At 50.5% G+C, this 14225-nt stretch carries 11 protein-coding genes and 1 pseudogene; 4 read left to right on the forward strand and 8 right to left on the reverse strand.

Features of this window, described 5'->3' with window-relative positions:
- From FN808_RS13780 to FN808_RS13795, 4 genes are all read right to left on the reverse strand, one after another.
- The gene (locus FN808_RS13780; protein WP_142715184.1) at nt 1-753 is read right to left on the reverse strand and encodes a DUF4412 domain-containing protein; all 753 of its coding nucleotides are present in this window, start codon (nt 751-753) and stop codon (nt 1-3) included.
- A gap of 135 nt (nt 754-888) precedes the next feature.
- A complete protein-coding gene (gene mnmA, locus FN808_RS13785) occupies nt 889-2019 on the reverse strand; it encodes a tRNA 2-thiouridine(34) synthase MnmA (RefSeq protein ID WP_142715185.1) in 1131 nt (376 codons plus the stop codon).
- Between the two features lie 109 nt (nt 2020-2128).
- Complete coding sequence (locus FN808_RS13790; protein WP_142715186.1) at nt 2129-2626, reverse strand: HNH endonuclease; 498 nt, start codon at nt 2624-2626, stop codon at nt 2129-2131.
- A gap of 145 nt (nt 2627-2771) precedes the next feature.
- On the reverse strand, nt 2772-3896 hold the full coding sequence (locus FN808_RS13795; RefSeq protein ID WP_142715187.1) for a hypothetical protein: 1125 nt from the start codon (nt 3894-3896) through the stop codon (nt 2772-2774).
- A 379-nt stretch (nt 3897-4275) separates the two neighbouring features.
- Here FN808_RS13795 and FN808_RS13800 point away from each other — a divergent pair, with 379 nt between their 5' ends.
- The 4 genes from FN808_RS13800 (at nt 4276) to FN808_RS13815 (ending at nt 10472) form a co-directional block, all read left to right on the forward strand.
- Nucleotides 4276-5583, forward strand: a complete 1308-nt coding sequence (locus FN808_RS13800; RefSeq protein ID WP_142715188.1) for a Glu/Leu/Phe/Val family dehydrogenase — start codon at nt 4276-4278, stop codon at nt 5581-5583.
- 43 nt (nt 5584-5626) lie between these two features.
- On the forward strand, nt 5627-6040 hold the full coding sequence (locus FN808_RS13805; protein ID WP_185958410.1) for an ATP-binding protein: 414 nt from the start codon (nt 5627-5629) through the stop codon (nt 6038-6040).
- Nucleotides 6041-6164: 124 nt separating this feature from the next.
- The gene (locus tag FN808_RS13810; protein WP_142715190.1) at nt 6165-6902 is read left to right on the forward strand and encodes a carbohydrate-binding family 9-like protein; all 738 of its coding nucleotides are present in this window, start codon (nt 6165-6167) and stop codon (nt 6900-6902) included.
- 219 nt (nt 6903-7121) lie between these two features.
- A complete protein-coding gene (locus FN808_RS13815) occupies nt 7122-10472 on the forward strand; it encodes a VCBS repeat-containing protein (RefSeq protein WP_434084137.1) in 3351 nt (1116 codons plus the stop codon).
- Between the two features lie 38 nt (nt 10473-10510).
- Here the strand turns inward: FN808_RS13815 and FN808_RS13820 are convergent, their stop codons facing one another.
- The 4 genes and pseudogenes from FN808_RS13820 to FN808_RS19470 form a co-directional block, all read right to left on the reverse strand.
- Nucleotides 10511-11662 carry a bile acid:sodium symporter family protein gene (locus FN808_RS13820; RefSeq protein WP_142715192.1) on the reverse strand — a complete coding sequence of 384 codons (1152 nt, stop codon included), beginning with the start codon at nt 11660-11662 and terminating at the stop codon, nt 10511-10513.
- A 47-nt stretch (nt 11663-11709) separates the two neighbouring features.
- Nucleotides 11710-12660 (reverse strand): RraA family protein, encoded by a 951-nt coding sequence (locus FN808_RS13825; protein ID WP_142715193.1) that lies wholly within the window; start codon nt 12658-12660, stop codon nt 11710-11712.
- A gap of 72 nt (nt 12661-12732) precedes the next feature.
- On the reverse strand, nt 12733-13959 hold the full coding sequence (locus tag FN808_RS13830) for an amidohydrolase/deacetylase family metallohydrolase (protein ID WP_142715208.1): 1227 nt from the start codon (nt 13957-13959) through the stop codon (nt 12733-12735).
- Nucleotides 13960-14120: 161 nt separating this feature from the next.
- Nucleotides 14121-14225, reverse strand: a pseudogene (locus FN808_RS19470) (RidA family protein); the annotation flags it as partial.

Below are 14225 nucleotides of genomic sequence, written 5' to 3' on the forward strand. Positions count from 1 at the left end.
CTACCGGTTGTTCATTTTCTGAAAGAGGTATTCCTGCATACTCAGCACCCTGATACCTGAGGGCACCTGCACCTTTGAAGCGGCAATGGGTGCTTCTTCAATATCCGTCACTTCCAGAGCCGAAGTAAGGGTTCCCTCCTTATAGGCTTCAAGTCTGAGGGGGAAATAATGCTCCTTGAAGATCAAATCCATCGGAAAATCGTCACTGACGAGGGCCTCGGTGCTGCTTCCCCACGGTTCAGCCAGCATTCCCCAGTTCACTTCAATCTCCTTGGTCATCCACACTTCCGAATAATTGCCCTCCGGATTCGACTCATCTCTGAAAACAAATTTTTCACTCTGATATCCCTTGATGGTCTGAGTTTCGCCCGTCCGGATCTGCTCTACGTCATACTCCCTCTCAACGGGCTGACCGTTCGTACCTCCTCCAAACATATTCATCAGGGAAGTGATATCGGTCTTGGCAATCTTAAGAGCATCATTGCCGCCTGTTAGAAACACAAAATCCTGAGAATCAAGACGAACCAGTACCCCTTCTGTCTTCAGTGACTCCATGAAATTGTACTTTTTCTCTCCCTGCAGCAAAATCCGATCCGGCGTGATGAAGAGTTTAAACATATCACTTTTTTCTTCATCCCCCTCGGTATAGTCATAGCTCTGGTAGGTTATTTCCCCTTCAAACTGAGCCGCGGCCGGCTGGGTGAAACAAGCGGCCATAAGCATGGCAGAAAGATAATAAGTTGCTTTTTTCATAACAGGAATCTTAAAAATTAAAATTTCACAGAGCCATTTTCCGGGTGCGACGGTCGTCAAAAACGGGCAGTTAACAAAAACAGCCTGTCCAATAGCTTATTGAACAGGCTGGTTAACGGCTGTATTCAGTTAAAATTATGCTTGCTGAAGAACTTTCGTATCAACATTAACCTTGTGGATCCATCCCCCTGCAACCACATCGTTATCTTCGTAACAGACTACCGCTTGTCCCGGAGCAATAGCCTCGCGCCCGGTTGGGAAGGTGACTTCAATTTCATCTTCGCCCAGCTGTTTCAGCTGTCCCACAACACCATCATCATTATAGCGGATAGCACCCACAACGTCCATTTCACCGCCGGGCACTTCCCCATATTTGCTCAAATTGACATTTTTGGCACGGCAGGTAGTGCTGATCAGGTCCTCTTTTTCGCCGATTGTAATAACATTGGTATCAGGATTGATATCGGTTACATACACGCGCTTGCCCAGCGCGAGATCCAGTCCCCGACGCTGTCCAATGGTGTAGAAGGGATACCCTTCGTGTTCACCCACAATATTACCCTCCTGGTCCACAAACTTGCCTCCCTTCACACGTTCTTCGAGCCCGTCGACCCGGTCTTTAAGGAAACGCCGGTAATCATCATCCGGCACAAAGCAAATTTCATAGGAATCCGGTTTGGTGGCCACTTTGTTCAAGCCAAACTCTTCGGCCAGCTTCCGAATCTCCGTTTTCTCAAAATTGCCCAGCGGAAATTTTGTGCGGGCAAGATGCTTTTGCTCGACTCCCCAAAGGGCATACGACTGGTCTTTTTGGGGATCAAGTCCACGAGAGATCACATAACGCCCGTTCTCTTCGCGCACATTGGCATAATGCCCAGTGGCAATAAAGTCGCAGCCCAGGTTATCGGCCCGCCGAAGCAAGGCCGCCCACTTGATATGGGTATTGCATAACACGCAGGGATTGGGTGTTCGCCCACTCATATAATCGTCGACAAAACGATCAATCACCCAGTCGCCGAACTCCTCCCGGATATCAACAATGAAATGCTTGAATCCATGCTTCACGGCAATCTGCCGGGCATCGTTCATCGATTCAAGCGTGCAACAGCCGGTTTCTTTATCCGACTTTCCGCCGACACGAGAATAATCCCATGTTTTCATCGTGATGCCTATAACATCATATCCTTGTTCCTTGAGCATGACTGCTGCCACGGAAGAATCCACGCCACCGCTCATAGCCACCAATACTCGTCCTTTGCTACTCATAATATCTTGGGTTTAGAAATATCTACAGAACATCAAAAATAAGGATTTTTTATGTAAGTCGTGTGAAGTTTGGTTTAAGCCCCCCACGGCCAAAACCGTTACCTCAAATCTACATATAGAGATAAGGTTTCCAATCCTCTTCTACGCCGCCCAGAATTGACTGCAGAAATGTAATATGAATCGGCCGAAAAGGCTTCCTGTTTAACGACATGCCGGCCTCCTCCGGAGTCCGGTTCCCCTTGTCTACATTGCAGGAGTCGCAGGCAGCGACCAAATTCTCCCAACTGTCTCCTCCTCCCCTGCTTCGGGGCAGCACGTGATCGATGGTTAAATTCCGGGATGAGCCACAGTACTGACAGGTGTTGGCGTCGCGTTTCAAAATGTTGTGGCGGGTAAGTACGATCTTGTTGTATGGAATATTGATATAGCGCCGCAATCGTATCACGGAAGGATACGAATATTCTTCGGTCACAGTCCGGAGTTTTTTGTCCGGGTAGTCATGCAGCATTTCGGCCTTGTCCAGAAATAATAATTTTATGGACCGGTGTACCGAGCATACACTCAGGGGCTGGTAATCCTTATTTAAAACCAGAACATTTGCGTCCATGGTATTCTGTCATTTTTTACGGCTCTGCCTGTTCTCAACCAACAACTATTAACCGAAAAAACGGTAACGGACTAATCAACACTAAATTTCATTTAAATGCAACTCCAATGCCCTCCAGCTTACTCAGCCCCCCTTTTAAGCTGCTTCAGAAAAAATAATTTAGAATATCTGTGCTGATATCCGGATTGATAGCCACAGCCAATGCGATAGACACAGCCAGTCCGAACAGGGCATAGCCGGCATCTTTGCCAACCAGCTTCAGGCTGCTCTTCAATGGCTTTCCTTTGCCACGGGCATCGGTAAAGCTCATGGCAATCTCTCGGCCCGCCAGTAACCCGATAAATACCCAGGTGGTACTCATGGGAATATTGCTCTGAATTTTAAAGAAGTAGAGGATGATGGCATAGACAAAGTCGATAATACTGGCCGACCGGATATCACGTACATCTGATTTTTCCGTCACAACCTTTTGTATGCGGTCGCCGCGCATGTAAAAGAGAAGTCCCAGTCCCAAAAAAATATAGAGCGCAAATGCGAGAAACTCCCCCCCAGACAAAGAACGTGGCAAATAGACAGCAATGTTGGCCGCATCCTGCATAATCCATACCGACCAGAGGGTGCCGCTGGTAATCCACTGAAAAACTGTCCATATCCTGTGAGGCTCCCCGACAAAATACCGCTTGATAATTTTGGAAATCACCATCCAGACTACAACTGCAACTACAAAGGCCAGCAGATATCCCGAAAGGCTCTTCACCAGCACTTTACCGATGGCAGAAGCACTTGCCGTAAAACTGCTCAGGAGCAAAAAAGTGGTTGATACCGGCATCCGCATGCGGGTGAGAATCAACAGAAAAATAGGCGCCGCCACCTGTAAAAAGCTAAATGACTGTGGCGCATCCGAGAAGCCTTTGGTCATCAGCCGCTGATTGCTGACATCCCCATCATACATATACCAGCTGTATGAAACCGTAGCCAAAAAAATCCCTCCGATAAACAGCCACAACACCCACCAGCGCTTATCCTCATTTGAAGCGATAAAGGTACCGATCGTCTGAATGCTGTCATTGGAGATGGCCGAATAGCCAGCCAGGGCGAAGCCGATCCACCGCGCGATTTCGGCATGGGGAAAGGTAATGCCGGTGATAATGAAAAACAGGCCGATAAGAGCCAGAAAGGTCCGTTCCTTGCGTAGAATCCGGTAAAATCGGATCGGGATGAAGCTTGATAACGTTGAAGATGCTGAATCTGATTCCCGAGAGTTAGCCATGAACCAAACAATTTGTCACTAAAGGCATGCTGATCTTTTTGTAATAAATTTTAAATATGCTGAATTCATATGAAAAATGCATATTAACATAATTAAGAAGTTGACCGGCCTTTCAGCACTGCTGTCCCCCATGCCCACCGTTCTCTGGTGCCATTTCCCGCAAATCTCCTGATTCTACATGGGTGCTTCTTGGCAAGCCGCAAAGGGGGCTGTATCTTTGCTGTGTCAGACGGCCCTGTTTCCATCGAACAATGATCAAAAATGAGCTTATATCATCTGCAAAATTTTTATACCTTCTTTAATTCCCCCTTGCAAAGGAACATTCACCGACGACTTCCCACATTACAACCTAAACGCTGCAGACCTTGGTATTTGACTTATGCCCTACGATGACAAAATGCACAGCACCGGCTATTACAAAGAGCCGGGACCTAAATTAGATGAAGACTCTCCGTTTAAATCGATGATGGAACGTTTCCGTTTTGCAGCGGATATCCTGGAACTGGACGAGGGTGAATTTCAGTATCTGGCCAGCCCCGTCAAACAGGTTACGGTTTCCATACCAGTAGTTATGGACTCCGGGGATATTCGTGTATTTGAGGGATACCGTGTGATCCATGATAACGTACTTGGCCCCTCCAAGGGCGGAATACGCTACGCACCGGATGTCACGCTCGAGGAGGTCAAGGCCCTGGCTTCATGGATGACCTGGAAGTGTGCCATTGTCAATGTGCCTTTCGGAGGAGCCAAGGGTGGCGTGCGCTGCAATCCCAAACAGCTTTCCTCCGGGGAGCTTGAGCGTCTTACCCGCCGGTATACCGCCAACATGCTTGAAGTATTTGGCCCGGACCGCGACATACCGGCTCCCGACATGAATACCGACGAACAGATCATGGCCTGGATTATGGACACCTACAGCATGAACGCCCATAAGACCGAGACAGCTGTTGTGACTGGAAAACCTATTATCCTCGGCGGCTCGCACGGACGCAAGGAGGCCACCGGCCGAGGAGTTGTCACGGTGACGCTTGCTGCCCTCAACAAGGCAGGCCTTGCTCCGAACAAGTCTTCGACGGTTGTCCAGGGCTTTGGCAATGTGGGTTCAATCAGTGCCAAACTGATGTACGAGCAGGGGTCAAAAGTAATTGCCATCAGTGATGTTTCAGGAGGATACTACAACAAGGACGGCATTGATATCCCGGACGCCATAGCCTACGCTCAACAGAACGACAAGTCGCTGGAAGGCTACTCGAAAGCGGAAAAAATCACCAATGAGGAACTGTTACGCCTGGAATGCGATGTGCTCATACCCGCAGCCAAAGAGGATCAGATAGGGCCGCATAACGCCGGGAATATCAATACCCGCATCATCGTTGAAGGGGCGAACGGACCAATCATGGCCAACGCAGATGCTATTTTAGAAGATAAGGGCATTATGGTGGTCCCCGACATCCTTGCCAACGCGGGAGGCGTAACGGTTTCCTATTTTGAATGGGTGCAGGATCGACAGGGCTATTTTTGGACTGAAGAACGAGTAAACCGCCGCCTGAATCGGATGATGCGGGCTGCTTTTGACAATCTCTTCAATGTACGTGAGGAACATGACATCACCCTGCGGCAGGCGGCCTATGTCTATGGAATCAATAAAGTTGCTACAACCCTCAAAATGCGGGGCATCTACGCCTGATCCGGCCATCATCGCTAATATCCTTCAGCATAACATTATAACAATGGTACCAGCTCCTGAAAACACAAAAAAAATGATCCTCCAATCTTCTCTGGAAGCAATGGAGAAACTGGAGCCGTTTGTCAACAAGCTTCAAAAATGGGTTTCACTTGACCAAGAGCAGTGGGACCGCATCATGCTTCCCCTAAGCGAGGCGGTCAACAATGCCATACTTCACGGCAACCAGCTGCAGGAAGACAAATCGGTTGCCGTCGTGGCAGAATTGAAAGACGACATACTCACAATCAGTGTGCAGGATGAGGGCGACGGCTTTGACCCCGAAACGATTCCGGATCCACTGAAAGAAGAAAACCTGCTAAAGGAGGGCGGCCGCGGCGTTTATCTGATTCGTCAATATACCGACAACCTACATTTCACGGAAAATGGAACCAAAATCACAATGGATTTCAAGCTGTAGCATCGAAAATCAAGACTGTGGCAGACAGCCGTAACGAAGAGGGAGGGACTGCATGCAGCCACTTTCAGCCCTTAAAAAGCTGAAAAAAATCAGTGTAACAAAAAATAACTAGTGGGATTATGCTATGCTCTATCGCCTTACAACATGGTTACTAACGGTGCTTACCCTGGCATCCCTTAATAATGCAGTGTTCGGTCAGTCGGCCGGGGAGTCTGTGTTAACTGTCCAACAAACCACAGACTTTGCCATAGACGGCCGCGGAACCGCAAAAAACTGGTCCTCGGCTACCTGGATTCCAATAACTCCCATAGCAACACCGGGAGAACCAAAGCAGGGACTGAACACCAGGATGAAGGCCCTCTACTCCAGTACCGGTCTTTATATCCTCTTTCAATGTGAAGACAGCCTGTTGACAGCTTCCATGGAGGAGGATTTTGCAACACTGTGGAAAGAGGATGTCGTGGAGGTTTTCCTTTGGCCCAATGAGCAAAACCCGGTCTATTTTGAATATGAACTGTCTCCGCTCAATTACGAACTCCTCCTTTTAATCTCCAACGAGGGAGAAAACTACACTTCCTGGCGCCCTTTTTCGTATAATAAAAAGATACAAACAAGACATATGACGGCTGCCGAAGGTGGGCCAAAGAGCAGCGGAGCAGCCATCAGGGCATGGACAGCCGAATTTTTCATTCCCTATACCCTGCTCCATCCCCTCAGTAATGTTCCACCGGATTCCGGGACCCGCTGGAGAGCCAACTTCTACCGTATTGATTACGACAGGGAGCAGACCTTAATGTCTTGGCAGCCTGTCAAGAAAAGCTTCCATGAGTATAAAAAATTTGGTACACTGCTTTTTGAATAGGGGCCGGCGTGCCCTTTAGGCTGTACATTTATTTAGGTATGTTGGAACTGGCAGCCTTACCTGCCCTCATCAAAAACTGAGAATTTCACTGTTCCAGCTACATCGGGGAACCAATAATTGCAAAGATCGAACAGCGTGAAACATCTACTTCCGCAGCACCCTTTTCTCCTGCTACTGTTTTTTTTCGGGACCATCATCCATCTTTCCTCCTGTTCATACATCGGTGGCAACAGCAGGGATACTCTTTTTGAGAAGGTTCCCTCCTCATCTTCCCATATAACTTTTTCAAACCATCTAAATCCGACAAACGCTTTCAATATCTATACTTATGCCAACTTCTATTCCGGCGGGGGCGTTGGACTCGGTGACTTCAACAACGATGGGCTCATTGACATATACCTGGTTGCCAATCAAGAAGATAATAAACTCTATTTAAACGAAGGGGATTTTTCATTCAGAGACATCACCGAGGAGGCCGGGGTAGGCGGAACCCGCGCCTGGTCGACCGGTGTCAGCATAGCTGACGTCAATGGAGATGGCATGCTGGACATTTATGTTTCCAATGCAGGAAACCTTCCGAATGATGACCGGAAAAACGAACTTTTTATCAATAATGGAGACCTGACATTTAGCGAACGAGCCGAAGAATACGGCCTTGCGGACAGCGGTTATTCCATCCATGCCTCTTTCTTTGATTACGACAAGGATGGTGATCTCGACATGTACCTCCTCAACTATACCCCCCAGTCTATCGGCAGCTTTGATCTCCAGCGCAGCCAGCGGGATGTCATAAATTTTAAGGGAGGGGATCGGTTTTACCGCAACGATCTCATCCAAGCGGATTCCACCGGTGCTGAAGATCAACCTTCCCGGAGCGACAAGCATCCAACCTTTACAAATGTCACCAGGGAAACCGGCATTTTCAGCAGTGATATCGGCTTTGGACTCGGGGTTTCTGTCGGAGATGTCAACCGCGACGGATGGGAGGACATCTTTATCTCCAACGACTTCTTTGAGCGGGACTACCTGTATATAAACAATAAGGACGGAACGTTCCGAGAAACCCTGGAACAGCAAATGAACAGTATCAGCACTACATCCATGGGCGGAGACATCGCCGATCTGAATCACGACGGATTTCCCGAAATTTTTGTAACCGACATGCTCCCCGAAAGTGAAGAGCGTCTTAAGACAATTACTACTTTTGCTGATTGGGAACAGTACCAGTTCGAGCTTCAGCACAACTATTTTCACCAGATGACCCGCAACGTTCTTCAGCTCAACAATGGCAATGATACCTTCAGTGAAATCGGGCGATATGCCGGCGTCGAGGCCACGGCCTGGAGCTGGGGAGCCCTCATATCCGACTTTAACCTGGATGGAGAAAACGACATTTTTGTCCCCAACGGCGTTTATAAAGACATGACCGACCAAGACCATCTGTTGCATGTCAGTCAGCAGGAGGTGATCAACAGCGTGGTTCAAAACAACCGTGTCAATTACAAAAAACTCATTGACATGACCCCGTCCAATCCCACCGCAAACTACCTCTTTGAGAACCAGGGGTCGCTGCAGTTTCGCAACCGTGCGGAGGCCTGGGGACTCGATGAGCCGAGTTTCTCCAATGGGGCCGCTTACGGCGATCTGGATAATGACGGCGATATGGACCTGGTGGTCAATAATGTCAATGCAGAACCATTTGTTTACCGCAACAGGACCACGGAGAAACACAGCCAGCGCCATTGGCTGCGTGTAGCGCTGCAAGGCCCGTACCCCAATTCCCGAGCTGTGGGTTCCCAGCTCCTGGCAATAGCCAATGGCAGACGCTGGTATGCCGAGCAAATGCCGGTTCGCGGCTACCAGTCCACCGTGGATTCAAGGATACACATCGGGCTGGGCCCGACCAGCCAGATTGATACCTTATGGGTACGCTGGCCGGATGGACAGCTTAGCCGGAAACTCAATATTGAAGCCAATCAGACCCTCACCTTCAGCCACGAACAGGCCCGGGCTGATACCAGCTGGACAGCACTGTGGCAGACCCAGTCTCAACCGTCCCTTACAGACGCCCCTCCGTTACTTCAGGACGTGACAGACTCTTTCCCGGTTGACTGGAAGCATACCGAAGACGACTATCTTGATTTTAGCCATCAGCCTCTGCTGTATCATTCCAAATCAACTGAAGGCCCTCCCCTCTGCACCGGCGATGTCAATGAAGACGGGCAGCAAGACTTCTTTGCAGGCGGGGCAAAGGGACAGCCCGGAACATTATTCCTGCAGGAAGGAACCACGGGCTTCACCACGGCGTCCAGCAAAGTCTTTGCAGCCGCATCGGCCAGCGAGGATGTTGACTGTGCATTTTTTGACGCCGATGGCAACGGAACCCTGGATCTGTATGTAGCCAGTGGCGGAGGTGCGTCCACCACGGGGGATCCCGCCTTTTCGGACCGGTTGTACCTTAATAACGGGGAGGGGCAGTTTACACTCTCCAGAGAGGCCTTCTCCTCCCTGGGCAGCTGGTTTAACGCCCCAACCGGGGTTGTGGAGGCTGCTGATTTCAACAGTGACGGGACCATTGATCTATTCGTGGGACACCGCATGCAGCCAGCGGCCTACGGGATACCGGCAAGCGGATACCTCCTCCAGAATAACGGAGACGGTACCTTCACGGATGTAACCTCGAAACGGGCACCCGCTCTATCCGATCTTGGACTGCTGACAGACGCCCAATGGGGGGATGTAGACGGCGATGGTGATCCGGACCTGCTGGTGGCGGGAGAATGGATGCCGGTGACCCTGTTCAAGAATGAACGCAAATTCTTTGAAGACGCTACCGCAGAAGCAGGCCTGGATTCCACTCACGGATGGTGGAATACCCTCAAATTAAGGGATCTTGACGGTGATGGGGATCTGGATTGGCTGGGAGGCAACCACGGGCTGAACTCCCGATTCCGGGCCACAGCTGAACAACCGGTAGAGCTGTGGGTAAATGACTATAACCAGGATGGGAGTTTTGAACAGATTCTAACTACCTTCAAAGGCACCGACGCCTATCCGGTCGCACTGCGGCATGACCTTATGGCCGTACTCCCCATGCTTAACAACAAAGCTCCCAACTATCACTCTTATGCCGGGAAGACGGTGCATGAGTTGTTCAATCAAAAGCAGCTGGATGAAAGTATACACCTGCAAGCAACCATGCTGGGCAGCAGTATCGGATGGAACGATGGCACAGGACATTTTCAAGTGGAACGCCTGCCCAAGGAAGCACAGCTTTCTCCCATATACGGGATCCACCTTCAAGACCTTGACGGTGACAAGCGTTTGGATATTCTCCTGGGAGGAAACCTGCAGACCGTAAAACCCCAGGCTGGACCCTATGATGCAAGCTATGGCACGCTGCTGAAGCAGGACTCCTCCGGGCAATACCGGGCCATACCTCCCCAGCAAAGCGGACTTTCCGCAGAAGGGGAAATTCGATCCATCCGTTCACTCCAACATGCCGGGCAGACCTATCTATTGATTGCCCGAAACAACAGGGGATTCAAAGTATATAAACTCGGGAAGTAAGACCTGTTCCCGGCTGTTCGCCAGGCCAGCTTCGCCTCTTAATTATCTGAGAGGAGCTCATATTCCTGTCCAGAATTAGATGATGCCTCCCCGACCATTTCCTTTTCATTCTCAGAAAGGGCCTTTCGCCGCCACCAGTTGGCAAGCGTGGAACCGGAAATATTCATCCATGGTCCAAAAACAGCCGGAGCCAGCCCTACGGTGGCAATCTTACCCATCTCCGCGGCCAGGCCTGACGCCATGCCCCCATTCTGCATGCCCACTTCCAGGGCGATGGTACGGCACTCTTTCTCTTCCATGCCGAGCAGGCGGCCACCCCAGTAACCAAAAAGATAGCCGGCGGCATTATGGATAACAGCCGCTACAATCAGGAGCAGTCCAATGGAAACCAGTGAGTCTCGTCCAGCGGCTGTAATGACGGTGATAATCACAGCAATACCCACCATGGAAACCACCGGCATAATATCATCCAACCACTGTGCCTTTCCATGCAGAAAATGGTTGAACAACAGTCCAAGCACAATGGGCAGGATAATCATATTCAGGATGCTAAGCATCATGCCAAACGCATCAATAGGGACAAACTGTCCGGCAAGAAACTGCATGAGGAACGGCGTCACAAAAGGCGAAACCATCGTGGCCACGGCGGTCAGCGTAATAGAAAGAGCCAGGTCTGCCTCTGCGATGAAAGCCATTACATTGGAGGCCACGCCCCCAGGACATGAACCAATAAGCACAACACCGGCGGCTATTTCAGCCGGAAATCCAAAGGTCAGCGCTAGTGAAATACCGACCAGCGGCATAATAGAAAACTGGCAGAGCATGCCCACCAAAACGCCGCGCGGTTTCTTCATCACCCCGGTAAAATCCTGCAGGCTCAGCTGTGTTCCCATCCCGAACATGATAAGCTGGATCAATGGCACAATAAGTGTACTCGTGTCGAAGCCGCCCACTTCTGTAATATAGCCCGGATAGAACATCGCCAGCGACACAGATGCAAAAATCCAGATCGAAAAAGAAAAGGATTTAAAAAGCGTATCCGTGCCCCGGACGCCCAGGGCCAGCGATACAAACATCCCGATGGTCAAAGGAGCTATCACCGCAGTCCCAGCGCCCGCCAGCAACGCAACCACCAGGCCGATCAAGCACGCAAGACTTATGTATAACAGTACCTTGTAAATATTCTTCATCTATCTTTTGTTTTTCTTCTTGCAATTAGCTTCGGTCCGGCATGATCTTACCAGGTCCGCTCCTGAAGGTATTCTTTCATTTTCTCTATGGACACAGGCAGCTGATCCATTCGATTATCCCTGAGCCATCCGAGGAAGTCTTCTTCTATTTCTTCGGTCCACTTCGTATCAATTTGTCCGGCGGTATACACACCAGCCTCCATGCGCTCCTGGGCAAATTCATCCCTCAGCTTAACAATTTCTGCCGTTATCACCATCCCTTCGACCATATGCGGAGGGATAAAGACAATACCTCTTTTTTTAGCCAGGACAACATCACCAGGCATAACCGTCACCTTTCCAATACGGATAGGCACATTGATGCCTGTAAGCATAGTCTGCTCCAGAAACGAAGGATGCCAATCTCTGACAAAGGCATTAAAACCATCGATTTTTTCCAGATCCTCCCCGTCGCGCAGAGAGCCGTTGAAAATGACGCCGTTGCCGGAGTTGTCAAAAATAGAATTCCCCAGGTTACTTCCTATCAAGGTACCCTGCGCAATTTTTCCATAAGAGTCCGCCAGATAGATATCTCCCTGCTGAAGCATATCTATCGGCCAGGTATTCATTGGCCCCATATGTCCGGCTTCGGTGCCTTCCTCAACCAGCTTTTCCTTGATATCTGGTCGCTCGGGCATAAACTGGGCAGTCAAAACCTGGCCGACCATCGGACGATCGGAGTGCAGTTTTTTCCATCCTCCCTCATACTGATTCTTATAGCCCCTTTCATAGAGATACTGCCAGGCGTCTTCTATGCGAATGCCTTTAAGACGTTCAAGCAGATCATCAGATACATCCGGACGTCCGTCCGACAACCGCTCACCGTCCCACTCGGAGGTGTAAAAAAGGACATCTTCCGTTGGCGCAACGAGATGGTCCTCTTCAACGGCTTGCGCCTTTACTGAAACAAACGGTAAAAATAAGATAGCGAGTATACAACTAAGTGCTCTTGCGTTCATAACACGGTAATTCTGGTTGGATTGTTCAATGACAATAATATTGGTATGCTAACTATAATCTCCAAATTTCTGTTATTCATCCCACTCCGAAGCAGCCAGTCCGTTCAGGTCGTATACCACCTCGCCGTCCCGGATCGTCAGTTCGGTTTCCAGCTTGCGGGTGGCCCCCGGCTTCAGGTTCTCCCGGGAATCCAGGAAGCTGAACGCCCCCTCGCGCATCCCGAAAACAGCCACATCGGCTACCGCACCCTCGCTCAGGTGCCCCAGCTCCTCGCGCTGGATCACCTGCGCCGGCTTCCAGGTCGAGGCCCGGATCACCTCCGGCAGCGACATTCCCATGTCCATCATCTTCGAGACCACATTCAGCATGTTCTTCATCCCGTCGTTCATGCTCCCCGTATGCAGGTCCGTGCTGATCGTGTTGGGCTTCAGGCCCTGCTCGAAGGCCGGGATGGCAACCGGGTAGAAAAAGCTCCCCCCGCCGTGGCCCACATCAAAAATAATGCCCCGCTCCTGGGCCTCCAGCATGCCCTCGCGCAGCTGCCCGGCATCGTCAACCACCGCCTGGCGATTATCGCCTCCGCCCCCGTACATGTGGGTGTAGATATCGCCCGGACGCAGTACGTCCAGCAGCAGCTTTTCCAGTGACAAGGGAGGCGATGCACTCCCAAAGTCAACCATCACAGGGACATTACCATTCTCAGCCGCTTCTACCGTCAATTCATAGGGCTTCCACTCGTGACCGCTGTAATGAGCAATTTTAATCCCAACGACCTCCGGGTTACGGCGGGCGACCAGGCCCGTCATCTTCGGATCCATATCGTTATTGTTCTGCTCGATAACTCCTCCCTTCATCCCGCTGCCGATGATGTTGAGAAAAGCAAGCACCCGGGTCTTGGAGCGGTCGATAACCTGTTTCTTGAAATGGGAGAAGTTGCGCCATCCGGCGCCCCCCACATCAACCACCGTTGTCACCCCGGCCCGGAAAGTGAAGCCGTCGGGCGGCAGCGCCGTAAAGCTGTTGCTCAGGTAGGCATCCGGCTCGGTCCCGTGGTAGTGGTGCCCGTGGATGTCAATAAGGCCCGGGGTGACGTACAGTCCCTCCGCATCGACCACCGTGGCCGCATCCCCCGGCGCAATGTCGGCAGACACTTCGGCAATCTTCCCGTCTTTGATGGCCACATCCATCGGTTCATCAATATCATTTTTGGGATCGATGACGTGCCCGCCCTTGAGCACCAGGTCATAGGACTGGGCGCTGAGTACAGAATTGAAAGCAAATAAAAGGCAAACCAGCATTATTATCCTCGTCAGGCCTGTCCTTCGCATGCCGACGGCTTGTGAATTGTTACCGTTGTGTTTCATTGTTTTCCTTAGTGACATCACAAATCATTAATTAATCATTATAAATTGAATCCATTTAAGTATAGCATGAATGCATCACGAGCAAAAAAAGAACACTATTCGTTAAGTGCCGCGATGCAGTCAATCTCCACCAGCGAATCGCCCGGCACGCCCCCGTAGGTCGCAACCGTCGTGCGCACCGGCGGGTTATCTCCAAAACG

This window comes from Fodinibius sediminis, from assembly GCF_900182555.1.
Classification (GTDB): Bacteria; Bacteroidota; Rhodothermia; order Balneolales; family Balneolaceae; genus Fodinibius; species Fodinibius sediminis.

Excerpts from the sequence above, each read along its gene's own strand:
- FN808_RS13800 (WP_142715188.1), top strand. The coding sequence starts at position 4,276 with ATGCCCTACGATGACAAAATGCACAGCACCGGCTATTACAAAGAGCCG.
- FN808_RS13830 (WP_142715208.1), bottom strand. The coding sequence starts at position 13,959 with ATGCTGGTTTGCCTTTTATTTGCTTTCAATTCTGTACTCAGCGCCCAG.
- mnmA (WP_142715185.1), bottom strand. The coding sequence starts at position 2,019 with ATGAGTAGCAAAGGACGAGTATTGGTGGCTATGAGCGGTGGCGTGGAT.
- FN808_RS13795 (WP_142715187.1), bottom strand. The coding sequence starts at position 3,896 with ATGGCTAACTCTCGGGAATCAGATTCAGCATCTTCAACGTTATCAAGC.
- FN808_RS13805 (WP_185958410.1), top strand. The coding sequence starts at position 5,627 with ATGGTACCAGCTCCTGAAAACACAAAAAAAATGATCCTCCAATCTTCT.
- FN808_RS13790 (WP_142715186.1), bottom strand. The coding sequence starts at position 2,626 with ATGGACGCAAATGTTCTGGTTTTAAATAAGGATTACCAGCCCCTGAGT.
- FN808_RS13825 (WP_142715193.1), bottom strand. The coding sequence starts at position 12,660 with ATGAACGCAAGAGCACTTAGTTGTATACTCGCTATCTTATTTTTACCG.
- FN808_RS13780 (WP_142715184.1), bottom strand. The coding sequence starts at position 753 with ATGAAAAAAGCAACTTATTATCTTTCTGCCATGCTTATGGCCGCTTGT.
- FN808_RS13810 (WP_142715190.1), top strand. The coding sequence starts at position 6,165 with ATGCTCTATCGCCTTACAACATGGTTACTAACGGTGCTTACCCTGGCA.
- FN808_RS13820 (WP_142715192.1), bottom strand. The coding sequence starts at position 11,662 with ATGAAGAATATTTACAAGGTACTGTTATACATAAGTCTTGCGTGCTTG.